This window comes from Buttiauxella gaviniae, assembly GCF_040786275.1.
Taxonomy (GTDB): Bacteria; Pseudomonadota; Gammaproteobacteria; order Enterobacterales; family Enterobacteriaceae; genus Buttiauxella; species Buttiauxella gaviniae_A.
On the sequence record NZ_JBFMVT010000002.1, the window covers coordinates 3,864,404 to 3,887,110 of the forward strand.

Here is a 22,707-nt window from a genome sequence, read left to right on the forward strand (position 1 = left end):
TTCGCCAGCCGGTGGCAAAAATGGAAAGGTATCAATAGCCCCGTCCTTCTACCTTAGCCTTGTAAGATTCTCGCAGGCCCGATAACAAGCATGGGACGTGCAATCTCGAATAACAAAAGCAACGGGGTTTGACGGCAATGAAAACACGTAAGATTGGACTGGCAAATTATCTTGCCTACGGTTCCGGGGATTTCCTCGGGGCGGGCACCACGGCGCTCACCGCGGCCTGGTTACTCTACTTCTACACCACCTTCTGCGGTCTGACACCCATTGAAGCCACATTTATTTTTGCGATGGCAAGAGTGCTTGATGCGGTGGTGAGCCCGCTGATGGGCTTCCTGACCGATAACTTTGGTTCAACGTGGCTGGGTAAACGCTTCGGCCGGCGTAAGTTCTTTATCCTGCTCGGTATTCCTCTCGTCTTCAGCTACAGCTTCATGTGGGTGGGCGAGATGAGCTATTGGTACTACCTGGTCACGTATCTGATTTTTGATGTGGTCTATACCATGATTCTGGTGCCGTATGAGACGCTGGTTCCAGAAATGACCGATGATTTCAAACAGAAAACCAAGTTCTCCGGCGCACGTATCTCAATGGCGCAGCTCTCTGCGATTCTTGCCGCCTTCCTGCCAGGCATTCTGTTGAATCACTTCGGTAAAGACAACGCTATCTCCTTCTTCTATTCAAGCCTGGTCTTTGCCACGCTGTGCGCTATTGTGCTGACACTCGTCTGGTTCTTTACCTGGGAGCGTCCGCGTTCTGAATGGACTGAAGCTGCATTACGTGCAGAAGAAGAGAAGAAAACGCTGACCTTTGCGCAGAGCATGAAGCGCCTGAACGTGGAGCTGACCTCAACGCTGCGCGTGAAAATTTTCCGCCAGCATCTCGGTATGTATCTGGGCGGTTATATCGCGCAGGACGTCTTCAACGCCGTGTTTACCTATTACGTGGTGTTTGTACTGATGCAAAGTGCGAGCATGGCATCCAGCCTGCTTGGTACCATGGCAATCCTGCAGTTTATTGCGGTTATCGGCATGATTCCTTTATGTATCAAATTTGGCCCGGCACCGTCTTATCGCATGGTCGTGGTGCTATTTGGTCTGAGTTCAATCTCCTATGCGGTGCTCTATTACGCGGGATTGAGCGATGTGTTCTCGCTGCTGATGCTGGTTTCTGCAATCGCGGGTCTGGGGCGCGGTGGTATCAACTATGTACCGTGGAATACTTACACCTACATTGCGGACGTTGATGAAGTGATCACCGGCCAGCGTCGGGAAGGGATTTTCGCGGGGATCATGACGCTTACGCGTAAAGCCTCCCAGGCGGGCGCCGTGATGCTGGTGGGTATCGTGATGCAGCTTTCCGGTTTTGTTTCCGGGCAGACCACGCAGCCGCCTGCGGTTAGCCATACCATTCTGATGATTTTAAGCTTCGGTACCGTTGCGGTTCTGGCATGTGGTTTCCTGGTTTCTCTGCGCTTTAAACTGAATTTGCAAACTCACAGCGTGTTACGCGAAGAGACGGCGAAGATGCGCGCTGCGGGTCGTCCGGTACCAGAAGCGACCACGCCGCAGGCTCGCGCAACGGTCGAAATGCTGGCCGGTATCCCTTACGAGAATCTTTGGGGTAATAACAATATTGGTTACCTCAACCACAACAAACCTGCTGCGCCCTCGCTGAAACAGGCAGCTGCAATGAATTCGAATGCTACTCAGAGGTTAAGTTAATGATTATTTATCCCGTCAAACACAGCCCATTACTGTGCCAGCCGGAGCATTTTATTGCCCGGGATGAACTGAAAACCCTGATCCACAAGGTAACGGACAATCTGATTAATATTAAGGACGAAACGGGCCAATTCTTGCTGCGACTGGATGACGGACGAGTCATTGATACCAAAGGGTGGGCGGGCTGGGAGTGGACGCACGGCGTCGGTTTGTACGGCATGTATCAGTATTATCGCCAGACCGGCGATAAGAAAATGTGTGAGATTATCGATGGCTGGTTTGCGGATCGTTTCGCCGAAGGGGCGACCACCAAAAACGTCAACACGATGGCACCGTTCCTGACGCTGGCTTATCGCTACGAAGAAACGCGTGATCCTTCGTACTTGCCATGGCTGGAAAGCTGGGCTGAATGGGCGATGTACGAGATGCCGCGCACCGAGCACGGCGGTATGCAACACATTACCCTGGCAGAGGAAAACCATCAGCAGATGTGGGACGACACGCTGATGATGACCGTGTTGCCGCTGGCGAAAATCGGCAAATTGCTCAATCGCCCGGAGTATGTGGAAGAAGCCACTTACCAGTTCCTGCTGCACGTTCAGAACCTGATGGACCGGGAAACCGGGCTGTGGTTCCACGGCTGGAATTATGAAGGTAACCATAATTTTGCGCAGGCGCGTTGGGCACGCGGTAATAGCTGGCTGACAATCGTGATCCCTGATTTCCTTGAGCTGGTGGATCTGCCAGAAAATAACGCCGTGCGCCGGTATCTGGTGCAGGTTCTGGAAAGTCAGGTGGCTGCGCTGGCGAAATGCCAGGACGACAGCGGTTTGTGGCATACGTTGTTGGACGATCCGCATTCATATCTGGAAGCGTCCGCGACGGCGGGCTTTGCCTACGGAATTTTAAAAGGCATTCGTAAACGTTATCTCGGCAAAGAGTATGCGCAAGTTGCTGAGAGAGCGATGAAGGGCATCGTAAAAAACATCTCGCCAGAAGGGGAGTTGTTGCAGGTTTCGTTTGGCACCGGAATGGGCAGCAATCTGGAGTTCTATCGCCAGATTCCGCTGACGTCGATGCCATACGGCCAGGCGATGGCGATTCTTTGTCTGGGTGAGTATCTGCGGATTTATTTGTAACCTTCTCGGTGGATGGGTGCTTGCGCCCGTCCACCCGACATTTTCTCTTCCCCGTTTAGTTCAAAAAATAGAGTAAATATAAAAGGCGTAATGTACCGGGCAATTCATTATGCTCCATACTGTTATTAGCCTTCCCATCAGGAATACCTTTTGTCCATCTCTCCCTTGTCCCGTATCGCCGCCAGCAGTCTGGTTGAGGCGGGTGCCGTCATTGGTGCGCATGTCACCGTCGGCCCTTTTTGTATCATTTCCGCAGGCGTTGTGATTGGGGAAGGTACCGTTGTTGGCGCTTTTTCGGTGATTAATGGGCTGACAACCATCGGTCGCGATAATCATTTTGGGCAATATGCATCCGTAGGGGATGTTAACCAGGATCTTAAATATGCGAATGAGCCGACGACGCTGGTTATCGGCGACCGTAATCACATTGGCAAAAACAGTACTATTCATCGCGGCACCGTTGAGGGGCTCAGTACCACCGTCATTGGTGACGACAACCATTTTCTCGATAGCGTCCATATCGGGCATGACTGCATTGTCGGGAATGGCACGCGGATTGGCGATAACAGTGGCCTTGCCGGGCACGTAGAGCTGGATGACGATGCGCAAATTGGCTATATGTGCGCCGTTCACCAGTTTTGCATGTTGGGCAGCGGAGTGAAAATCCTCGACCAGTCGGCTGTGGTTCAGGATGTTCCGCCATTTGTCATGGCAGGGGGCAACCATGCCGTGCCGCTAGGCGTTAATACTCAGTCGCGCGCGTTTATGGCACTGGATAAAGATCAGCAGGATTTGGTTCATGAACTCTACGAAAGGTTTTATAACCAGGCGCTATCGATTGAGGAAGTGAAAAGGTCACTAAAAGTGCTGGAGAGTGATTTTCCGGTGATTGGCTTATATGACCGATTTTTTGCGCGATCTGCGCGGGGCATTGTTCGTTAATCTTCATTATTGAAAAAAGGCTCGTTGCTGGAAGCAACGAGCCTTTTACGATTACATACGCTCTACGGTTTCAATACCCAGCGTATCCAGACCCAGCTTCAGCGTTTTCGCCGTCAGCAGCGCCAGTTTCAGGCGGCTGTTACGCGCTTCAACGCTATCCGCAGTCAGAATCGGGCAATGTTCATAGAAGCCAGAGAACAGGCCAGCCAGATCGTACAGGTAAGAACACATCACGTGTGGCGTACCGTCACGCGCAACAACAGTCAGCGTTTCTTCAAATTGCAGCAGGCGCGCAGCCAGTTGCGCTTCACGGTCTTCACTAATCACCACTGGCGCTTTCAGCAGCTCAGCTTCATTGATGTCGGCTTTACGGAACACTGACAGCACGCGGGTATAAGCATATTGCATGTACGGCGCGGTGTTGCCTTCGAAGGCGAGCATGTTGTCCCAGTCGAAGATGTAATCCGTGGTGCGGCTTTTCGACAAATCGGCATATTTCACCGCGCCAATACCCACGGATTTCGCCAGTTGCTCCAGCTCTGCCGCAGGCATGTCCGGGTTTTTCTCGGCAACCAGATTACGTGCGCGCTCCATGGCTTCGTCCAGCAAGTCGGTCAGTTTTACCGTGCCGCCTGAACGGGTTTTGAACGGCTTGCCGTCTTTGCCCAGCATCATGCCAAACATCTGGTGTTCCAGCGTCACGGATTCCGGAACGTAACCGGCTTTACGCACGATGGTCCAGGCCTGCATCAGGTGCTGGTGCTGGCGGGAGTCGATGAAATACAGAACGCGATCGGCGTGCAGGGTTTCATAACGATATTTCGCGCAGGCGATATCGGTGGTGGTGTACAGGTAGCCGCCATCCTTTTTCTGGATAATAACGCCCATTGGGTCGCCGTCTTTGTTCTTGAACTCGTCCAGGAACACCACGGTTGCGCCTTCACTTTCGACCGCCAGACCTTTTGCTTTTAGATCGGCCACGATGCCCGGCAGCATTGGGTTATAGAGGCTTTCACCCATTACGTCATCGCGGGTCAGCGTGACGTTCAGACGGTCATAGGTTTGCTGGTTCTGCGTCATGGTGATGTCGACCAGCTTGCGCCACATTTCACGGCAGTATTCGTCGCCGCCTTGCAGTTTTACGACGTAGGCACGGGCGCGTTCTGCAAACTCAGCGTCTTCATCGTAGTGTTTCTTAGCGGCGCGATAGAACTCTTCGAGGTCGGCAAGCGCCATTTCACCTGCGTTTTCTTGCTGTTGCTTTTCGAGATAAGCGATCAGCATACCAAACTGCGTGCCCCAGTCACCAACGTGGTTGGCGCGAATAACTTTGTGACCGAGGAACTCCAGGGTGCGCACCGCTGCGTCACCAATGATGGTGGAGCGGATGTGACCCACGTGCATTTCTTTAGCAACGTTAGGTGCGGAGTAATCGACAACGATGGTTTGCGGCGCAACGGTATTCACACCAACACGCTCGGAAGCCACCGCTTCGTCGACATTTTTTGCAAGGAAGGCAGGGTCGAGGAAAATGTTGATAAACCCAGGTCCGGCGATTTCAACTTTGCGGGCAATTCCGGTCAAATCCAGATTGGCAATCACCAACTCTGCGACTTGTCGTGGCGGCTTGCCCAGTAATTTCGCAACTGACATCACGCCATTGGCCTGATAGTCGCCGAACTGAACTTTTGCTGACTGACGAACCTGTGGTTCGCAATCCGCAGGCGCACCTGCGGCAATCAGTGCCTGACTGACTTTATCTGAGAGAAGAGCCTGAATATTCACCTGGATACCTTACATTTTGCTAAGGGCTGCCGTGACGTTACAGCAGCCGTATCGTTGGGGATAAAATTAGGGCGTAAGTATAACTGTATTTAATCCCCTTAGTCAGCAAAAGCCGTGCCCTGCGCGCCCTGAACTAATATTAACGGTATAGTGAATAACCATTCAGTGACTAAACGCGTAGCGGATGTTGGTGGCGGCCGGAAGAAAAGGTAGATTAGCCTCCATTCGTGACTTTCGAGGATATGTCGATGGCCAACTGGCAGACAATTGCAGAACTGAATGATATTTCAGCGGATCTCCCGCGTTTTACACAAGCGTTAACAGAACTTGCCGCGCGGCTGGATCTGGAGATCGCACAACTCGATGCCGATCACATTTCGCTGCGCTGCCACCAGAATACGACGGCAGAACGCTGGCGTGCGGGGCTGGAAAAATGCGGGACGCTGCTGTCAGAAAATATTATTAACGATCGCCCGATTTGCCTGTTCAAACTCGATGAACCCGTGTGCGTGGCGCACTGGAAATTTAGCGTGGTTGAGCTGCCGTGGCCGGGTGAAAAACGTTATCCGCATGAAGGTTGGGAGCACGTAGAAATTGTGTTGCCCGGCGCGCCTGAAACACTGAATGCCCGCGCGCTGGATTTAATGTCCGATGCGGGTTTGCGCCAGACGGGGATTTCTGTGAAAACCAGCTCACCGAAAGGGGAGCGTGAAAGATTACCCAACCCGACGCTTGCGGTTACCGATGGCAAAGTGACTATCAAATTCCATCCCTGGAGCATTGAAGCGATCGTTGCCAGCGAAAGTTAAGCGAACTGCTCAACGGCTGCATTCATTCGGCGAATCGCTTCTTCAAGCGTTGCCGATGTGCAGCCGAAATTAATACGTACGAATTTCGCTTCACCAAAGTCAGCGCCCGGTGAGAACCCGAGCCCGGTTTTCTGGAAGAACAGCGTTGGGTTTTCAACGGGTAAGGCCGTCGCATCTACCCATCCCAGATATGTCGCCTGCGGCGATGCCATCGTCAGTCCTGGCATCGCGTTCACGGCACTCACCAGTCTGTCGCGGTGGCGGCGCAAATAGGGCAGCAATTCCTGCAACCACGGTTCTCCATCACGCCATGCGGCGGTGGCCGCCGTAAGCGCCAGCACATCGACACTCGGCACAATTCCATCGCGCACTGTATTAAATTGCTTACGCAAGCTGGCATCCGGAATTATCGCCAGTGAGGCCCCGAGCCCGGCAATATTAAACGTTTTGGACGGGGAGAGCAGAGTGATTGAGCGCTGTTCCGCGTCTGCGCTCAGTGTGGCAAAAGGAATATGTTTCGCACCGGTTTCGAGCAGTAAATCACAGTGGATTTCATCTGAGCAGACAATCAAATCGTGGCGCTGGGAGAAGGCAAGCTGCTGCTGTAACTCCTCGCGGGTATAAATTGTACCGCCAGGGTTTTGTGGGTTACACAGCATCAACAACTTTTCTTTGCCGGTGAGCTGTGATTCGAGCGCCGCTAAATCCATCACCCAGCGCCCATTTTCAAGACGCAGCGGCGCATTCAACTGGGCTCGGTGGGCAAAAGCCGAAGATTTTCTAAAAGGAGGATAAATAGGTGTGGGGGCAATGGTTGTTTCATTCGGCGCGGTGAAGGCGCGAACGCTTAAATTCAGCCCGGCTACAACGCCCGGCAAAATGACTATCCATTCAGGTTTAATGTACCACTGATAACGGCGGGCCATTCTTTCTACCACCACATCCAGCAACTCTTTTGGCCGGACACCGTAGCCAAACACTCCGTGCTCAACGCGTTGGTGAAGGGCATCAATAATGCAGGGCGGCGAGCGGAAATCCATATCCGCGACCCACATAGGTAATACCTCATTACCATATTTATTCCACTTCGAACTGTCGCTGTGACGGCGGTCGATGCCTTCCTCAAAATTGAATGTCATAGTACGGCTACCTTTGTGTGATCGTGGATTCAGATTATCATTCTGACCCAGTGGCACAACCGCCAGGCTAAAGATTTTTAAGGAGTAATCAATGCCTTTGCTTGAGATATGTTGTTATGGAATTGACTGCGCAGTCACTGCACAACAAGCTGGAGCGGACCGAATTGAACTGTGTTCCGCACCGAAGGAAGGGGGCTTAACACCGTCAGCGGGTGTCTTACGCAAAGTGAAAGAGCGCATTTCGATTCCCGTGCATCCGATTATTCGCCCACGCGGCGGTGATTTTTGCTACACCGACGCCGAGTTCGACACCATGCTGGAAGATATCGCCTTCGTGCGTGAACTCGGGTACCCAGGGCTTGTGATTGGTATGCTAGACGGCGACGGGCATATTGATCTTCCCCGCATGAAACGTGTTATGGAACAAGCTCAGGGCATGGCGGTCACGTTCCACCGCGCGTTTGATATGTGCCATAACCCCCACCAGGCGCTGGAACAATTAACGGATTTGGGTGTGGCGCGCATCCTGACTTCAGGCCAGCAACAGAGCGCTGAATTAGGACTTTCATTACTTAGGGAACTAAAACAGCATTCCCGTGCTCCAATCATTATGGCGGGTGCGGGGGTAAGACTGAGCAACCTCGAAAAGTTTGTCGAGCAAGGCATTGATGAGATGCACAGCTCAGCCGGGCAAACCGTTCCTTCACCGATGCGTTACCGCAAAGCGGGCGTTTCGATGAGTGCGGATGCCGAAGCCGATGAGTTTAATCGTTACTGCGTTGATGGCGACGTGGTGGCCGCAATGAAAGCTGTGTTAGTTGCCAGCCAAACGGCAGCGTGACACAAGACCGTTTTTAACCGCGCATCATGTCGCCCATGTGATGTTGCTCGTACCAGGCCCCGGTGTTTTATCGGGGCTTTTTTTATGCAAATTGTGTACGAATTGTTCTCAGGGCTTATTTAAAATAGTGTTGGGATGTGCCGAAAATATTTGGTGACTTATTTGTGGTGAAATTGTTAATGCATTGATGCGGCTATTGCGTTGCAGACGTGCCGTACATTAGGTTACATACGGATACTAATCACCTAAGGAATAACTCGCTCCACTTCTTTAATATTAAAATCCTTTTAAAATATGTTGATAGAATTGGCTTTTCTATTTTTATTTAGCAGCCTGAAAAGTAGTGTTAATTATGAATATAAACAAAACTCTCTTTTTGCATATTGCTATGGCTGTCCTTGCAGCTTTGGTTTTAACACTGCCTCCGTATATTAACAGTCGGAAACCTACATTAAAGTTTCAACCATTAATTAAAACCATGGAAGGGACGCGCAAAGTTCAGGCCGAAAAAATTGCAACCATTTCACATGCGCTGGATGGGAATGCGATCTTTTTTCTGGGGGCATCAGAAGTTTCAACCTCAGAAAAGGAGCATTTTGCGGTTTATAATTTTTTTAATACCAAACTGCATCACCCGACCGTGGCCTATGGTGACAGCTTTGTCGATAATATGACGCAGCTTGCTTTGTTGACGCGCTTTAAAGAGGATTTGTCGCCAAAAACGAAACTAGTGTTACTTCTGTCACCGGATAGCTTCTATTTTGATGGTATTCCACCGACAATTTTTGCCGATCATTTCCCAGATTCGATATTTAAACCATTAATGTCGGATGCAACAATGCATCCTATCTTGGCCCATTATTTAACCCATATGGATCCGCAAGACGTCGACCATTTGACGTTTAGCCAGATGCGTATTTTTGGTTGGCATTTCAGTATTGTCTGGCGAGAAATTAACTATCAGTTCTCTTCATTTTGTGAATTGATCAGAAATTATTTTTTATCATTCATCCATTTTGGTCAATCGAATACACAATCGTGGCCTGCGTCCCCCGATAACTGGTCAAATATTGACTGGAGCGCTGAACTTCAGCAGGCACAGCAACTTAATCTTGCTCGTCATGAAAGTGCTGCAACTTTATGGATGGATAAAGAGATTTTTGCAGACGATAAAACGGTGGAAGACTGGTATACCGCACCTCCATCGCGCCCAGAAAGAGAAGCGTTTATAGCGATGATGAAACTGCTACATGAGCGTCAGGTCAATGTAGTCGTGATTATTGACCCGCTTAACCCGTGGGCGCTCAAGAATACGGAAAAATTCCAGCCGACCGATCGCTTCATCCAACAGACGCTGAAAAAATATAATACCCCATATTTTGATATGTACGACCAAAGCTATCAACCTGGGTGGAACTGGGATCGTCTTCATCCAACCGAAGTGGCCTGGGTGGCGATGGATCGTTATATCGCAGAGGCGTTTAAAAAATGAAAAAAGCAATCAGACTCTTTTTCCTCTATTTGTTTTTGCTGACAACGGTCATTGCCTGGTCATCTATTGATAACAGTATGAATCTGAAGCTGCATTTCGAATATCAGCAGTTTTAAGGGCTAAAATAATGTATACAAGCGCACCTTTTTTCGCTGTGTTGTTTGCCAGTTCGCTACTTTTCGCCGGGCTTAATCGCCTTGTGGGGAATCGGTTAACCTATGCGTCACTGTTTTCAGCTTTTGCGATGTTTGCTGTTTGGGGATACATATTCAAAAGCCAGGTAACCATCCCATTACTGATGTTTGTTTATTTGTACGGTATTGCCACGTTAAAAGACAAATCCTGGATAAAAACCTGGCAATCTGTAATTCTGAGTTTGCTGCCTCTTATTCTGGTGAAGTTGCATCTTAATAATCATTGGGGCATGTTAGGGCTGTCGTTTATGACCTTCAGAGCGGTGGATGTTTTACTCTATCGCAACAAAAAGGACTCCCGGAACTTTTTCATTTATTTCAGCTATCTTTTTTTGCCGTTTATTATCCTGGCAGGGCCGATGTATCGCTGGAGAAGTTGGATTCAGGATATTAGCAAAGCTAACTTTCGTTTAACGACGGGGGTGTTCCTGCAGTCTATGGAACAGATCTTTTATGGAATTGTGCAAAAATTCCTGTTTGCGATGTTGATTGATAACGTCATTATTAGCCACTGGAGTCACCGTCCTTTTACTCTGACCGTGGGTGTGGTGATGTCCCTGGCCTACAGTTTTTATCTTTATTTCGACTTTGCTGGCTACAGCAATATGGCTATTGGTGCCGGGCGCTTATTTGGCCTTAATTTACCTGCCAATTTCAACTTGCCAATCCTTGCAAAAAATCCACAGGATTTCTGGCGTAGATTTCATATTAGCCTGTCGGAGTGGCTGCGTGATGTGGTCTTTATGCCAATTTATATGAATTTGATGAAGATTGAATTTTTCAGAGGGCACAAAGCCACTGCACAAAATATCGGTGTTTTTTGTACTCTATTTTGTATGGGCGCATGGAACGGTCTGGAATTGAATTACGTTGTCAGCGGTGCTCTGTTTGGCGCAATTTCAGTTGTTCATAATATGATTCTTTGGCTGGCAAAGCGCAGCCCGGAAATGATGCTCTGGTTAAATAACCCAATTGTTTCATTAGTCGGGCGAGTTTTAACGCTGGCGAGTGCCGCAGTCTCTCTTTATATTTTTAGCGGGATGTCACCTGTATGACTACTAATTCTGAACTACAGCAACTCAATGATTATCTGCGGGCCATGTTGCTCGACCCGCAAAATGGCCACCAACCCGCGATCACGGGTAGTGACAAGAGTCTGACCTGGGCGCAACTTGGGGCTGGTGTTTTTAATTGGTCGGCGCGTTTTTCAACGTTAAAATTGGCAGCTAACGTTCCAGTGGTACTTTACGGTCACCAGCAGGCGGAGTTTGCTTGTGCAATTTATAGCTGCTTATTGCATAACATTCCTTATATACCGGTCGATAATATCTATCCGGTAGAACGCCTGAAAGAGATCTGCGAATTATCCAGCGCACCTTTCTATTATGACGCTCAGCAATGCTGTTTTGTGGCAACGGGTCTTCCTGCGCAAGAACTGGAACAACGTGATTTGGCTTACATTATGTTTACTTCTGGCAGCACCGGTAAACCTAAAGGTGTGCAAATTGGTCGGGAAAGCGTGTGGAATTTCATGCAATGGCTACGTTCTGATTTTTCTCTTCCTGCTAATCCCGTATTGATGAACCATGCCGTATTTAGTTTCGACTTATCCTTAATTCCACTGCTTGGGAACCTTGCTACAGCAGGGCACCTTGTACTAAATGCAAAAGAAGATATTGCAGGCGAAAACTGGTTAGCAAGTCTTAAGCAAGAAAAGGTGTCAGTATGGGTTTCTACACCTTCATTTGCTTATCAAAAATTATTGCTTCCTGAATTTCGCGCTGATTATTTGTCCGATCTTAAAGTGTTTATTTTTATCGGCGAAGTACTGAGTAAAGCGCTGGTCAAGCATTTGCGCCGTCTGTTCCCTGAGGCAAAAATACTCAACTCCTATGGCCCAACCGAAGCGACAGTCGCCACCACGGTGGTAGAAATTAGCGATGAAATGCTGAAAGAGTCGTGCGATCTCTTGCCGATAGGCCACATGATGCCGCATTCGGAAATGGAAATTACCGCAGATAACGAATTAATTATCTGGGGAAAAAACGTGATGCGCGGCTATCTCGGTTTGCCTGATGAGAATGCCCAAAAACTTTTATGGAATGGAAATAAACAATGGCGCGGCTATAAAACCGGCGATTTGGGGCATGTCAGGAATAATTACCTCTATTGCCAGGGACGTAACGACAGCCAGATTAAAATGAATGGCTACCGTATTGAAATCCATGAAATCGAAAACCGTCTGTTGGCACTTTCGGGTATTAGCGAAGCGGTGGTGTTACCCCTGACTAAAAAAGATGGTGCTGTCTTACGCCTTGCCGCTTTTTGCACCTCAAAGCTTTCTGAAAAAGAGATCAAAGCGACTCTCGCACAAACTTTACCGTCTTATATGGTGCCATCTCAGATTGTCATCATGGACGCATTACCTCTCAACCCTAACGGGAAGATTGACCGCAAATTACTCGATGCACAGGCTCGCACCTGTTAATCATCTAAGGGCAGAAAATGGAACAGAAAGTTTTAGCATTATTTGAAAGTGTTTTATCGCGTAAAGTCGCTTTTCACGATGAGCTGATTGAATCCGATATTCTCGATTCTATTACCGCCGTTGACGTGGTTCTGGAAGTGCAAGCGGAATTCGGATGCGCCATTCCACCGACCGAAGTGGCAAGTGTCCTGAAAACGCCTGCAATATTAGCGGCATGGCTTGAAGAAAACGCTTAAATAAAATATAACCCCGGTTTTTTGCCGGGGTTAGTCAACGGATGTAGCTATTTGCGTTTTGCGCAAACTAGCCCATTTGTCTAACCGTGACGACGGAACTCCTGCGTCTGGCTTATCAGCACTTTTCCATAGATATAAAAGCGGTGCTCATTGCTTTTTTCTATCGCCCATTCGCGGTACTTAGTGTTGTCGGAAAGAACCAGAATGCGGTCCGGCACCATTTGCAGCCGCTTGACGTGAATTTTATCGTCAAAGCCAAAAACATAAATTCCGTCGCCGTCAAACTGACGAACCGCCACGTCGACAAAGATCAAATCGCCAGGCTCCAGAGTGCCGGACATACTGTCGCCGCGTACGTTGATGACTTTTACCGCCGATTCGGGCCGGCCGCCGAATAGCGCTGCGGCGTGTTCGGCGTTGTAGACAATAGAGTGGATGATATCAACCACATCGCTCCCGCTTACGTACCCCTCACCAGCACTGGCGCTGACATCCAGTATTTCTACACGAAACACATTTCCATCCTTCTGTTCACTTTCAACAGGGCTACTGGTTTTATGTACAGTATAGTCAGTTTCGTTGTGAGTAAACAGATCGTTGACGTTGATGGCAAGCGCCTCGGCGATACGCCCAAGCAGGTCTTCAGTGAAGGACTTTTGTTTACCGGTTTCCAGGCGCGAGATATTGCCAGCATCGCTCCCAATAGCTTCAGCCAGATCGGTAATGGTCATGTCTCGCCGCTGGCGAATTTCACGAATGCGTTTTCCAATATTCATAGCGTCATTAAAAGTCATTTTTGCGTTATGTGCAAATTTATTTGCATGAAGTGATAAATATGCCTAGTATGCAAATAACGCAAATTTACAGGTATCCATACGCAATGTGAGCACCTTGTTTTGCGTTAAACGCATATTTTGACACTATCGGGCCCGGTTCTGTCATCATCCTGAGCTATCTCGAGGAGATAAACATGAAATTATTACTGACCACCCTGGCGCTGGTTGGCGGATTGATGGGATGCCATGCAGCTATGGCTGAAGATACTCTGCCCGATGGGTCTGTAAACGTTGTTTGCAGCTATTCCCACACTCTGCCGGACGATCCGATTCTTTATCCCGGAAAACCCGGCGTTGCGATGTCTCACGATTTCTTTGGCAACACCACCGCCAATGGTAATTCAACGGGCACCAGCCTGCTGGCTAATCCAACCAGCACCTGTGAAAACGTGGCTGATGCGACATCCTATTGGGTGCCGTCGCTGCGTCTTGCGAATGGCACTATTGTGAAACCCGCATATCAGAAAACCTACTATACCAACGAGGCTATTCCGAGTAGCAACCGCTATCCTATCAACGCTTTCCCGTCTGGCATTCAGATGCTGGCGGGTAACCATATGGGTACGGGGCCAAATCCGAACGTCTCGTTTTTGTGCACCGGCAGGGGGTATAGCAGCACAGTGCCGACGAATTGTGTCCCCGACCCGGAGAAGGGAACGCAGTTTAATATCGGCATCAGTTTCCCTACCTGCTGGGATGGGCAAAATCTGGCTCCGATGGTGATGATGGGCGGGCCGAACAATATTGCTTATCCGAACAGCAGCGGGGCCTGTCCTGCCGGGTATCCGGTGCGCCTGCCGCATATCAGCCTGAACGTGGCTTACATGATCGGCAACGTGACGGATTTAAGCCACGCGCAGCTTTCCATGGATCCAACGCTGGATGCCCAGGGGAACGTGACTCAGCTTAACTGGGGCTCGATGTATACGGCTCACGCTGACTTTTTCAACGCCTGGAAAGCCACTGCCGCGCAGTTTATGGCGGACTACTGCCTGAACAAAGGCAGAGTCTGTAGCAAAGAAATTGCCTATAACTACTCTGAACCGACGGCGGATGCGACGGTGCGGGGCGGGGATGCTCATGCGACTAACTTTGGCAGCGACCCGACGCTGGTGGCCCAAAATGCCGGAGCAGGGTATCCGCAGTCAAATAGCTACATGCGTTTCACCATCCCCACCGGGGCGAGTAATTTCCCGGCTAACTTTAAGCCTACCTATAAGCTGATGATGTACGGCGGCAATAGCATTAATACTAACGCTCAAATGCTCTATTTCACCCCGGTTAGCAATACATGGGATGAGAACAGCATCACGATGGATAATGCTCCAGCCTGTAGCGGCTCATCGTCTTCACTTTATTTGGATAACGTGCAGCAATATCGCACTGTGGATGTGACTGATGCGGTGAACAATGCGCTGAAGGCGGGGCAAACCTCAATCTCCTTCTGCATGCGCGATGGCACCAATAACAACGATGCCTTCACGTTCAGCAGTAAGGAAGGGGCGAATAAACCGGTTCTGTATGTGATCTCAGTGAATCCACTGGGGGTTTAAACGTAAAGCAGGGCAGCGGCTAAGCAGGCTGCCCTGTTTTTTCTTCTTATGGCTTACGCGCCACTAAAACGGCACGCAGTGGGGCAGGGTAGCCTTCAATTGTTTTGCTGCTGTCGTTCGGGTCGAGGAAATCGGCCAGTGATTCGGTCGTCAACCAACTGGTGCGACGCTGTTCATCGCTTGTGGTGTAGCAATGGTCGACGATCTTCACATCCACAAAGCCACATTTCTCCAGCCAATTTTTTAACGCCAGCGCCGACGGAATAAAGTAGACGTTGCGCATCTGCGCGTAACGCTCGCCTGGTACCAGAACGGTGTTTTCATCGCCTTCAACCACCAGCGTTTCCAGAACCAGTTCGCCGTCTTTCGCCAGTTGGTTTTTCAACTGGTAGAGGTGATCGAGCGGAGAACGGCGGTGGTAAAGCACACCCATCGAAAATACGGTATCGAAGATATTCAGCTCTGGAAGCTGTTCAATGCCAAGCGGCAGCACATGCGCACGCTGGTCGTTACCCAGCAGTTTGCGCACCGCTTCGAACTGGCAAACGAACAGTTGCATCGGGTCGATACCCACTGCCAGATGCGCGCCCGCGCCAATCATACGCCACAGGTGGTAGCCGCTTCCGCAGCCAACATCAAGAATGGTACGCCCGGCGAGCGGGGAGATATGCGGTAGCACACGATCCCACTTCAGGTCAGAGCGCCACTCGGTGTCGATATCTACACCGTAAAGTGAATAGGGGCCTTTGCGCCACGGCATCAGGTTACGCAGTAATTTTTCGATCCCTAAACGTTGGCCATCGCTAAGCGGTGTCAGAGATTGGGCGGTCACGCTGTGCAATAAATCAAGGCGGTGCGGTTGAAGCTCCGGAAGGTATTCAACCGTGTTGTACCAGTGCTTAAACTGGCCGTGCAGGTTTTCACGCTGCCAGGTCGCAATTTGCGCGGGCAGAGTTTCCAGCCACGGAGCCAGCGGGCTTTTAGCAATAAGCTGATAAAAATTACCAAAGTCGATCATGCGGGAGTTCCTGATTTCAGTGCAACTAAAGAGCCAAAGTTAAAGCACTGGAACCATAATTCTGCGTGGTCAAATCCGGCTTGCTTGAGGCGTTTTTTATGTGTTTCGACGGAGTCGGTGAGCATGACATTTTCAAGCATGCTGCGTTTCTGGCTGATTTCTAATTCGCTGTAACCGTTCGCACGTTTAAAATCGTGGTGCATATTGAACAGCAATTCGCCCACGTCGCCATCTTCGAAGCTGAATTTTTCAGACAGCACTAATGCCCCGCCTGGGTTCAGGCCTTTGTAGATTTTTTCGAGCAGCAACTGACGGTCATCAGGCTCAAGAAACTGCAGGGTGAAATTCAGCACCACCATCGAGGCATTTTCAATAACGATATCGCGGATATCGCCTTCAATAACGTCGACCGGGGTTTGTGCTTTAAACGCATCAAGATGACGGCGGCAGCGTTCGACCATAGCCGGAGAGTTATCGACCGCGATAATTTTGCAGTTGTCATGATGAATATTGCGACGCACCGATAATGTTGCCGCGCCAAGTGAACAGCCAAGGTCATAAACCTGGCTACCCGGTGCGACAAAACGTTCTGCCAGCATGCCAATCATCGAGATGATATTGGAATAGCCAGGCACCGATCGTTGAATCATATCGGGGAACACTTCAGCCACGCGTTCATCAAAGGTCCAGTCACCTAATTTGGCGATCGGGGCGGAAAACAGCGTATCGCGGTCAGACATAACGTTAAATCCGGAAATTCGAAAGGGGCATATTTTGCGTTAATGCAGCGAGAAAACCAACTCCCATGGCATATACCACAGGTTAGCCAGCACCATAAGTATCAATGAACACCAGGTCGCGCTCATACCAGAGCGACGCCAGCGGATTAAACGGTGATGAAAACCGTAGGCATGCACCAGGCGCCCGACAATCAGCAGCAGCCCACAAATATGCACCATCCAGGTTTCGGCACCGTTCATTTCCATCAATAACAAAAGCAGTAATGCGATGGGAATATACTCCACCGCATTACCGTGAATTCGAATCGCACTCTGTAGTTCGCTAAAACCGCCGTCACCATACGAGACGCGGTACTGCAAACGCATACGAACAACATCAAACGAGAACTTAATCAGTAACAAAGCACCCAAAACGGCGTAGAGCGCGCTTACCATACTCACATCCTTTAGAGATAGTTCCAGCACCGCCTATGATAGCAGTGCAACCTGTAAGCTGTCGCTACTCCTAAAATAGGGTGTCTTGTTTGGGGATAGCCGGTTCGTTACCGAGCGCCGGGAAAGCCTGTTGCAGCGCGGGCCAAAGAGTGTGGACTAAATCATAAACTTGCCCAATATCCGGCGTATGTAAAAACAGATAGGGCGTGGAGTTTTGCTCCCATTTGGGCAATGTTTTTAACCAGGCATCAAAAAACGCCTGGTTTTGCTGCATATCGTTGCTGCCGATAAAACGCACCATGGGGTGACTGGCGGTGAGAAGGGCATGAACAGGGACTATAGGTTTTTTACGTTGGGCTTCGCGAATAGCTTCGTTGTCGGGCTTTGCGCTATGAACCGGACGGCTATCAAGAATCACGCGGTTGACGCCGCGCTCATGTAGACCGCGATTCAAGGCTTGTTCGTCCGGCCCTTTATCGAAAAATAGCGGGTGCCTGACTTCGACGCCATAGGTGAAAACTTTCGGCAAGGTATCGAGGAAACTCCAGAGCGCGGGCAAATCCGTTGGGCCAAAACTTGCCGGAAGCTGAAGCCAGTATTGCCCGATGCGATTTGCCAGGGGCGACATACGGTCGAGAAATTCCGCGGTTAAATCACCGCACTGGCGCAAAGAAGCCTGATGCGAAATCGTGGCAGGAAATTTAAAGCAGAAACGGAAATCGTCGCGGGTCATCTCGCGCCAGCGCTGCACCGTTTCCGCTTTAGGTAGCGCATAGAGCGTAGTGTTGCCTTCCACACAGTTAAAGTGGCGAGCGTAATCTTCAAGAGACGTTATGCCCAGTCGCCCCCATTTGGGGTGTGACCATTGTGGAAGGCCGACATAAATCACAGCGCTGCGAGGACCTCTTCAGTGCTACGAACGCGGGCGATACGCGGGAAGATATTCGTCATGCTGCCCTGATGTTGGTCGCTGCTGGCGGCACTACAGGCATCTTCTGCAATCACCAGATTAAAGCCCAATTCCCAGGCGTTACGCGCGGTGGATTCCACGCCAATATTGGTAGAAATACCGCACAGCACGATGGTGTCAATGCCGCGACGGCGTAACTGGAGTTCCAAATCCGTGCCGTAAAATGCGCCCCACTGGCGTTTGGTCACTTCGATATCGCTCTCTTGTTTACCCAGTGCCTGCGGGTATAACCACCAGTTTTCAGGTAAAGCATGCGCGCCTGCTTGCGCATCGACGGGTTGTTTCAGGGCTTCTGCAAAGTCTTTTGACCAGCCAACGCGCACCATAATCACTGGCGCATTGTTTGCGCGGAATTTTTCAGCGAGTTTGGCTGAGCGAGCCACCACATCCTGTGCGCTGTGCGGGCCGCCCGCAAACGGCAGGATCCCTTCCTGCAAATCAATCACAACCAGCGCGGTTCGGGAAGTATTCAGTTCTAACATTCGGTGACTCCGATTCAAAATGAGGTTTGCGCTTAATACCTTACGATGGAACGAGGGCGCGATCGTTTACAAATTTTGTTAATTTTTGTGAGTTTTGCCCAAACAGGCGCTTTGAAACGCGCCAGTCAGTTGTATCGGACTTATCGCCGGGCATTATTTCCAGTATAATGGCCCCCTTTTTTCATCTATTACTGACATACAAAATAGCGGCCACCATGTAGCCTGTAAGCGCAGGTCACAAACAGCGAGCGGCTAATTTAAGGGATATCTCATGCGTACAGTATATTGCGGGCAGCTCAATCAATCTCATGTGGGACAACAAGTAACACTGTGTGGTTGGGTAAATCGTCGTCGTGACCTCGGTAGCCTTATCTTTATTGATATGCGCGATCGCGAAGGCATCGTGCAGGTGTTTTTCGACCCGGATCGCCAGGACGCATTCCAGCTTGCCTCCGAACTGCGTAATGAGTTCTGCATTCAAATCACCGGCACCGTTCGTCCGCGTGATGAGAAAAATATCAACAAAGATATGGCTACCGGTGCGGTAGAGGTTTTCGCCACCGATTTAACCATCATCAACCGTTCAGAAGCGCTGCCGCTTGACTCCAACCACGTCAACACTGAAGAAGCGCGTCTGAAATTCCGCTACCTGGATTTACGTCGCCCGGAAATGGCAAACCGCCTGAAGACGCGTGCGAAAATCACCAGCTTCGTGCGCCGCTTTATGGACGATCACGGCTTCCTGGACATCGAAACCCCAATGCTGACCAAAGCCACGCCAGAAGGTGCGCGTGACTATCTGGTTCCAAGCCGCGTGCATAAAGGTAAATTCTACGCGCTGCCGCAGTCTCCACAGCTCTTCAAACAGCTGCTGATGATGTCCGGCTTCGATCGCTACTACCAGATCGTGAAATGCTTCCGTGATGAAGACTTGCGTGCTGACCGCCAGCCTGAATTTACCCAGATCGACGTTGAAACCTCCTTCATGACCGCACCGCAAGTGCGTGAAGTGATGGAAAAACTGGTTCGCGATCTGTGGCTGGATGTGAAAAGCGTCGATTTGGGCGATTTCCCGATCATGACCTTCGCCGAAGCCGAGCGTCGTTACGGTTCTGATAAACCAGACTTGCGTAACCCGATGGAGCTGGTTGACGTTGCCGATCTGGTAAAAGACGTTGAGTTCAAAGTGTTCTCTGGCCCGGCAAATGACGCGAAAGGTCGCGTTGCAGCGCTGCGTGTGCCAGGCGGCGCACAGTTAAGCCGTAAACAAATTGACGAATACGGCAAGTTCATTGAGATTTACGGCGCGAAAGGGTTGGCTTATATCAAAGTCAACGAGCGCGCTAAAGGCATCGAAGGTATTACTAGCCCGGTTGCTAAGTTCCTGAATGCGGAAATCGTTGAAGCGATTCTGGCTCGCACCGGTGCGCAAGATGGCGACATGATCTTCTTCGGCGCAGACAGTAAAAAAGTGGTTGCCGATGCGCTTGGCGCACTGCGTTTGAAAATTGGTAAAGACCTGAGCATTACCGATGAAAACGCATGGGCACCGCTGTGGGTTATCGATTTCCCAATGTTTGAAGACAACGGTGAAGGCGGCCTGACCGCGATGCACCATCCGTTCACCGCACCGAAAGATATGACGCCAGAAGAGTTAGCGGCAGATCCAGAAGCGGCTGTAGCGAACGCTTACGATATGGTGATCAACGGTTACGAAGTGGGTGGCGGTTCCGTACGTATTCACAATGGTCAGATGCAGCAGACCGTGTTTGGCATTCTGGGAATTACCGAAGAAGATCAGCGTGAGAAGTTCGGCTTCCTGCTCGATGCACTGAAATACGGTACTCCTCCGCATGCGGGCCTGGCTTTTGGCCTGGACCGTCTGACCATGCTGTTGACCGGCACTGACAACATCCGTGATGTTATCGCGTTCCCGAAAACAACTGCAGCAGCGTGTCTGATGACCGAAGCGCCAAGTTTCGCGAACCCAACGGCTCTGGCTGAACTGGGTGTAGCCGTCATTAAAAAGGCTGAGAAAGAATAACATGGCCTATAAGCGTCCCGTCTCGGTGTTGGTAGTGATTTTCGCGAAGGATACCGGACGGGTGCTCATGTTACAGCGGCGCGACGATCCTGAATTCTGGCAGTCGGTTACCGGCAGCATAGAAGAGGGTGAAACCGCGCTGGAAGCCGCACAGCGTGAAGTAAAGGAAGAGGTCGATGTTGATGTTGTCTCAGAACAACTGGCCTTGAATGACTGCCAACGCTGTGTGGAGTTTGAGATTTTTACACATTTGCGTCATCGCTATGCGCCGGGCATTACGCGCAACACAGAATATTGGTTCTGTCTTGCGCTGCCAAACGAAAGGCCGATTACCATTTCGGAACATCTGGCCTGGGAGTGGACAGACGCACACGCTGCGGCTGCTATGACTAAGTCGTGGAGCAACCGGCAAGCGATTGAAGAGTTTGTAATTAACGCGGCCTGAGAAGGCGCGCTCTTTGAGGAAATATGTATGGCAGGTCACAGTAAGTGGGCCAACACGAAACACCGCAAAGCGGCACAAGATGCCAAGCGCGGTAAAATTTTTACCAAAATCATTCGTGAGCTGGTAACCGCAGCTCGTCTGGGCGGTGGTGATGCAGGTTCTAACCCGCGTCTGCGCGCAGCGATTGATAAAGCGTTATCCAACAATATGACGCGTGACACGCTAAACCGTGCGATTGCACGTGGCGTTGGCGGTGACGAAGACGCGAACATGGAAACCATCATTTATGAAGGTTACGGTCCTGGCGGTTCTGCGGTCATGGTTGAGTGCCTGAGCGACAACCGTAACCGTACCGTGGCGGAAGTGCGTCATGCGTTCAATAAATGTGGCGGTAACCTGGGAACTGACGGCTCTGTAGCGTACCTGTTCACCAAAAAAGGCATCATCTCCTACGCACCGGGCAAAGATGAAGATACCGTGATGGAAGCCGCGCTTGAAGCGGGTGCTGAAGACGTCGTTTCTTACGATGACGGTGCAATCGACGTGTTCACAGCCTGGGAAGAAATGGGCGCAGTACGTGACGCGCTGGAAGCCGCTGGCCTGAAAGCTGACGAAGCAGAAGTTTCCATGATCCCATCCACGAAAGCGGATATGGATGCGGAAACGGCACCGAAACTGATGCGCCTGATCGACATGTTGGAAGACTGTGACGACGTGCAAGAGGTTTATCACAACGGTGAGATCTCTGACGAGGTGGCGGCGACGCTGTAATGGCGTTGTCTGAATCCGTCCTGCTGTTTATGAGGAACGCGTGATGGCGATTATTCTCGGCATCGACCCGGGGTCACGCGTTACCGGCTATGGCGTTATTCGTCAGACCGGTCGGCAGCTAACCTATCTGGGTAGCGGCTGTATTCGTACTCAGGTGACCGACTTACCCTCGCGTTTGAAGCTTATATACGCGGGGGTGAGCGAAATTATTACCCAGTTTCAGCCTGAATATTTTGCCATCGAATCCGTTTTTATGGCGAAGAATGCCGATTCTGCACTTAAACTCGGCCAGGCACGTGGCGCGGCGATTGTCGCGGCGGTAAACCACGACTTACCCGTGTTTGAGTATGCGGCCCGTCAGGTAAAACAGACGGTAGTTGGCATCGGGAGCGCCGAGAAAAGCCAGGTGCAACATATGGTGCGCACCTTACTAAAACTCTCCGCAAATCCGCAGGCCGATGCGGCCGATGCGCTGGCAATAGCGATCACCCATTGCCACGTTACGCAGAACTCAATGCAGATGAGTGACACGCGGCTTAATTTGTCGCGGGGCCGGTTAAAATAGATATAAAATAAAAGGCTGGATATCTATCCAGCCTTTTTAATATGATAAGCAAAATT

22 protein-coding genes are annotated in these 22,707 nt (G+C 50.4%); 14 read left to right on the plus strand and 8 right to left on the minus strand.

Annotation, left to right across the window (positions count from 1 at the left end; genetic code table 11):
* Positions 1 to 137: 137 nt before the first annotated feature.
* From AB1E22_RS18415 to lpxA, 3 genes are all read left to right on the plus strand, one after another.
* Complete coding sequence (locus AB1E22_RS18415; RefSeq protein ID WP_367596676.1) at positions 138 to 1,727, plus strand: MFS transporter; 1,590 nt, start codon at positions 138 to 140, stop codon at positions 1,725 to 1,727.
* The gene (locus AB1E22_RS18420; protein WP_367596677.1) at positions 1,727 to 2,866 is read left to right on the plus strand and encodes a beta-galactosidase BglB; all 1,140 of its coding nucleotides are present in this window, start codon (positions 1,727 to 1,729) and stop codon (positions 2,864 to 2,866) included. Before AB1E22_RS18415 ends, AB1E22_RS18420 begins: the two co-directional genes overlap by 1 nt.
* Before the next feature lie 150 nt (positions 2,867 to 3,016).
* Positions 3,017 to 3,808 carry an acyl-ACP--UDP-N-acetylglucosamine O-acyltransferase gene (lpxA, locus tag AB1E22_RS18425; protein ID WP_367596678.1) on the plus strand — a complete coding sequence of 264 codons (792 nt, stop codon included), beginning with the start codon at positions 3,017 to 3,019 and terminating at the stop codon, positions 3,806 to 3,808.
* Positions 3,809 to 3,859: 51 nt separating this feature from the next.
* On the opposite strand, the gene argS is transcribed toward lpxA, so the two are convergent.
* Positions 3,860 to 5,593: an arginine--tRNA ligase gene (gene argS, locus AB1E22_RS18430; protein WP_367596679.1), complete on the minus strand. Its 1,734-nt coding sequence runs from the start codon at positions 5,591 to 5,593 to the stop codon at positions 3,860 to 3,862.
* Between the two features lie 248 nt (positions 5,594 to 5,841).
* On the opposite strand from argS, the gene AB1E22_RS18435 reads away from it, so the two are divergent.
* Positions 5,842 to 6,402, plus strand: a complete 561-nt coding sequence (locus AB1E22_RS18435) for a VOC family protein (protein ID WP_367596680.1) — start codon at positions 5,842 to 5,844, stop codon at positions 6,400 to 6,402.
* On the opposite strand, the gene AB1E22_RS18440 is transcribed toward AB1E22_RS18435, so the two are convergent.
* Positions 6,399 to 7,541 (minus strand): MalY/PatB family protein, encoded by a 1,143-nt coding sequence (locus AB1E22_RS18440; protein ID WP_367596681.1) that lies wholly within the window; start codon positions 7,539 to 7,541, stop codon positions 6,399 to 6,401. The genes AB1E22_RS18435 and AB1E22_RS18440 overlap by 4 nt on opposite strands.
* A 91-nt stretch (positions 7,542 to 7,632) precedes the next feature.
* Here AB1E22_RS18440 and cutC point away from each other — a divergent pair, with 91 nt between their 5' ends.
* The 5 genes from cutC (at position 7,633) to AB1E22_RS18465 (ending at position 12,792) form a co-directional block, all read left to right on the plus strand.
* Positions 7,633 to 8,382 carry a copper homeostasis protein CutC gene (gene cutC, locus AB1E22_RS18445; protein WP_367596682.1) on the plus strand — a complete coding sequence of 250 codons (750 nt, stop codon included), beginning with the start codon at positions 7,633 to 7,635 and terminating at the stop codon, positions 8,380 to 8,382.
* Positions 8,383 to 8,734: 352 nt separating this feature from the next.
* The gene (locus tag AB1E22_RS18450; protein ID WP_367596683.1) at positions 8,735 to 9,874 is read left to right on the plus strand and encodes a D-alanyl-lipoteichoic acid biosynthesis protein DltD; all 1,140 of its coding nucleotides are present in this window, start codon (positions 8,735 to 8,737) and stop codon (positions 9,872 to 9,874) included.
* A gap of 127 nt (positions 9,875 to 10,001) precedes the next feature.
* Positions 10,002 to 11,123, plus strand: coding sequence for a membrane-bound O-acyltransferase (locus tag AB1E22_RS18455; RefSeq protein WP_367596684.1), 1,122 nt, complete (start codon positions 10,002 to 10,004; stop codon positions 11,121 to 11,123).
* Positions 11,120 to 12,556 (plus strand): AMP-binding protein, encoded by a 1,437-nt coding sequence (locus AB1E22_RS18460; protein ID WP_367596685.1) that lies wholly within the window; start codon positions 11,120 to 11,122, stop codon positions 12,554 to 12,556. The genes AB1E22_RS18455 and AB1E22_RS18460 overlap by 4 nt, the downstream gene beginning before the upstream one ends.
* 17 nt (positions 12,557 to 12,573) lie before the next feature.
* Positions 12,574 to 12,792 carry an acyl carrier protein gene (locus AB1E22_RS18465; RefSeq protein WP_367596686.1) on the plus strand — a complete coding sequence of 73 codons (219 nt, stop codon included), beginning with the start codon at positions 12,574 to 12,576 and terminating at the stop codon, positions 12,790 to 12,792.
* Between the two features lie 80 nt (positions 12,793 to 12,872).
* Here AB1E22_RS18465 and AB1E22_RS18470 read toward each other — a convergent pair whose 3' ends face one another.
* Complete coding sequence (locus AB1E22_RS18470) at positions 12,873 to 13,568, minus strand: XRE family transcriptional regulator (RefSeq protein ID WP_367596687.1); 696 nt, start codon at positions 13,566 to 13,568, stop codon at positions 12,873 to 12,875.
* A 194-nt stretch (positions 13,569 to 13,762) separates the two neighbouring features.
* Here AB1E22_RS18470 and AB1E22_RS18475 point away from each other — a divergent pair, with 194 nt between their 5' ends.
* A complete protein-coding gene (locus AB1E22_RS18475; RefSeq protein WP_367596688.1) occupies positions 13,763 to 15,181 on the plus strand; it encodes a CBM96 family carbohydrate-binding protein in 1,419 nt (472 codons plus the stop codon).
* A gap of 46 nt (positions 15,182 to 15,227) precedes the next feature.
* Here AB1E22_RS18475 and cmoB read toward each other — a convergent pair whose 3' ends face one another.
* The 5 genes from cmoB to AB1E22_RS18500 form a co-directional block, all read right to left on the minus strand.
* Positions 15,228 to 16,199, minus strand: a complete 972-nt coding sequence (cmoB, locus tag AB1E22_RS18480) for a tRNA 5-methoxyuridine(34)/uridine 5-oxyacetic acid(34) synthase CmoB (protein WP_367596689.1) — start codon at positions 16,197 to 16,199, stop codon at positions 15,228 to 15,230.
* Positions 16,196 to 16,939 carry a carboxy-S-adenosyl-L-methionine synthase CmoA gene (gene cmoA, locus AB1E22_RS18485; protein WP_367596690.1) on the minus strand — a complete coding sequence of 248 codons (744 nt, stop codon included), beginning with the start codon at positions 16,937 to 16,939 and terminating at the stop codon, positions 16,196 to 16,198. Before cmoA ends, cmoB begins: the two co-directional genes overlap by 4 nt.
* Before the next feature lie 39 nt (positions 16,940 to 16,978).
* Positions 16,979 to 17,374, minus strand: a complete 396-nt coding sequence (locus AB1E22_RS18490; protein ID WP_367596691.1) for an MAPEG family protein — start codon at positions 17,372 to 17,374, stop codon at positions 16,979 to 16,981.
* A gap of 70 nt (positions 17,375 to 17,444) precedes the next feature.
* Complete coding sequence (locus AB1E22_RS18495) at positions 17,445 to 18,263, minus strand: DUF72 domain-containing protein (protein ID WP_367596692.1); 819 nt, start codon at positions 18,261 to 18,263, stop codon at positions 17,445 to 17,447.
* Entirely contained in the window at positions 18,260 to 18,826 is a 567-nt protein-coding gene (locus AB1E22_RS18500; protein ID WP_367596693.1) for a hydrolase, read from the minus strand. Before AB1E22_RS18500 ends, AB1E22_RS18495 begins: the two co-directional genes overlap by 4 nt.
* 271 nt (positions 18,827 to 19,097) lie before the next feature.
* On the opposite strand from AB1E22_RS18500, the gene aspS reads away from it, so the two are divergent.
* Genes aspS through ruvC form a run of 4 tightly spaced genes read left to right on the plus strand, consistent with a single transcriptional unit; the run spans position 19,098 to position 22,651 of the window.
* Positions 19,098 to 20,870, plus strand: a complete 1,773-nt coding sequence (gene aspS / locus AB1E22_RS18505) for an aspartate--tRNA ligase (protein WP_367596694.1) — start codon at positions 19,098 to 19,100, stop codon at positions 20,868 to 20,870.
* 1 nt (position 20,871) lies between these two features.
* The gene (nudB, locus tag AB1E22_RS18510; protein ID WP_367596695.1) at positions 20,872 to 21,315 is read left to right on the plus strand and encodes a dihydroneopterin triphosphate diphosphatase; all 444 of its coding nucleotides are present in this window, start codon (positions 20,872 to 20,874) and stop codon (positions 21,313 to 21,315) included.
* A gap of 27 nt (positions 21,316 to 21,342) precedes the next feature.
* Positions 21,343 to 22,086 carry a YebC/PmpR family DNA-binding transcriptional regulator gene (locus AB1E22_RS18515; RefSeq protein WP_367596696.1) on the plus strand — a complete coding sequence of 248 codons (744 nt, stop codon included), beginning with the start codon at positions 21,343 to 21,345 and terminating at the stop codon, positions 22,084 to 22,086.
* A 43-nt stretch (positions 22,087 to 22,129) separates the two neighbouring features.
* Positions 22,130 to 22,651: a crossover junction endodeoxyribonuclease RuvC gene (gene ruvC, locus AB1E22_RS18520; protein ID WP_034496011.1), complete on the plus strand. Its 522-nt coding sequence runs from the start codon at positions 22,130 to 22,132 to the stop codon at positions 22,649 to 22,651.
* The last annotated feature ends 56 nt before the right edge of the window (positions 22,652 to 22,707 follow it).

Bases quoted from the DNA above. Each gene is read 5' to 3' on its own strand.
- AB1E22_RS18415 (WP_367596676.1), top strand. From the start codon at position 138: ATGAAAACACGTAAGATTGGACTGGCAAATTATCTTGCCTACGGTTCC.
- AB1E22_RS18420 (WP_367596677.1), top strand. From the start codon at position 1,727: ATGATTATTTATCCCGTCAAACACAGCCCATTACTGTGCCAGCCGGAG.
- AB1E22_RS18435 (WP_367596680.1), top strand. From the start codon at position 5,842: ATGGCCAACTGGCAGACAATTGCAGAACTGAATGATATTTCAGCGGAT.
- AB1E22_RS18440 (WP_367596681.1), bottom strand. From the start codon at position 7,541: ATGACATTCAATTTTGAGGAAGGCATCGACCGCCGTCACAGCGACAGT.
- cutC (WP_367596682.1), top strand. From the start codon at position 7,633: ATGCCTTTGCTTGAGATATGTTGTTATGGAATTGACTGCGCAGTCACT.
- AB1E22_RS18450 (WP_367596683.1), top strand. From the start codon at position 8,735: ATGAATATAAACAAAACTCTCTTTTTGCATATTGCTATGGCTGTCCTT.
- AB1E22_RS18455 (WP_367596684.1), top strand. From the start codon at position 10,002: ATGTATACAAGCGCACCTTTTTTCGCTGTGTTGTTTGCCAGTTCGCTA.
- AB1E22_RS18460 (WP_367596685.1), top strand. From the start codon at position 11,120: ATGACTACTAATTCTGAACTACAGCAACTCAATGATTATCTGCGGGCC.
- AB1E22_RS18465 (WP_367596686.1), top strand. From the start codon at position 12,574: ATGGAACAGAAAGTTTTAGCATTATTTGAAAGTGTTTTATCGCGTAAA.
- AB1E22_RS18470 (WP_367596687.1), bottom strand. From the start codon at position 13,568: ATGAATATTGGAAAACGCATTCGTGAAATTCGCCAGCGGCGAGACATG.
- AB1E22_RS18475 (WP_367596688.1), top strand. From the start codon at position 13,763: ATGAAATTATTACTGACCACCCTGGCGCTGGTTGGCGGATTGATGGGA.
- cmoB (WP_367596689.1), bottom strand. From the start codon at position 16,199: ATGATCGACTTTGGTAATTTTTATCAGCTTATTGCTAAAAGCCCGCTG.
- cmoA (WP_367596690.1), bottom strand. From the start codon at position 16,939: ATGTCTGACCGCGATACGCTGTTTTCCGCCCCGATCGCCAAATTAGGT.
- AB1E22_RS18490 (WP_367596691.1), bottom strand. From the start codon at position 17,374: ATGGTAAGCGCGCTCTACGCCGTTTTGGGTGCTTTGTTACTGATTAAG.
- AB1E22_RS18500 (WP_367596693.1), bottom strand. From the start codon at position 18,826: ATGTTAGAACTGAATACTTCCCGAACCGCGCTGGTTGTGATTGATTTG.
- aspS (WP_367596694.1), top strand. From the start codon at position 19,098: ATGCGTACAGTATATTGCGGGCAGCTCAATCAATCTCATGTGGGACAA.
- nudB (WP_367596695.1), top strand. From the start codon at position 20,872: ATGGCCTATAAGCGTCCCGTCTCGGTGTTGGTAGTGATTTTCGCGAAG.
- AB1E22_RS18515 (WP_367596696.1), top strand. From the start codon at position 21,343: ATGGCAGGTCACAGTAAGTGGGCCAACACGAAACACCGCAAAGCGGCA.
- ruvC (WP_034496011.1), top strand. From the start codon at position 22,130: ATGGCGATTATTCTCGGCATCGACCCGGGGTCACGCGTTACCGGCTAT.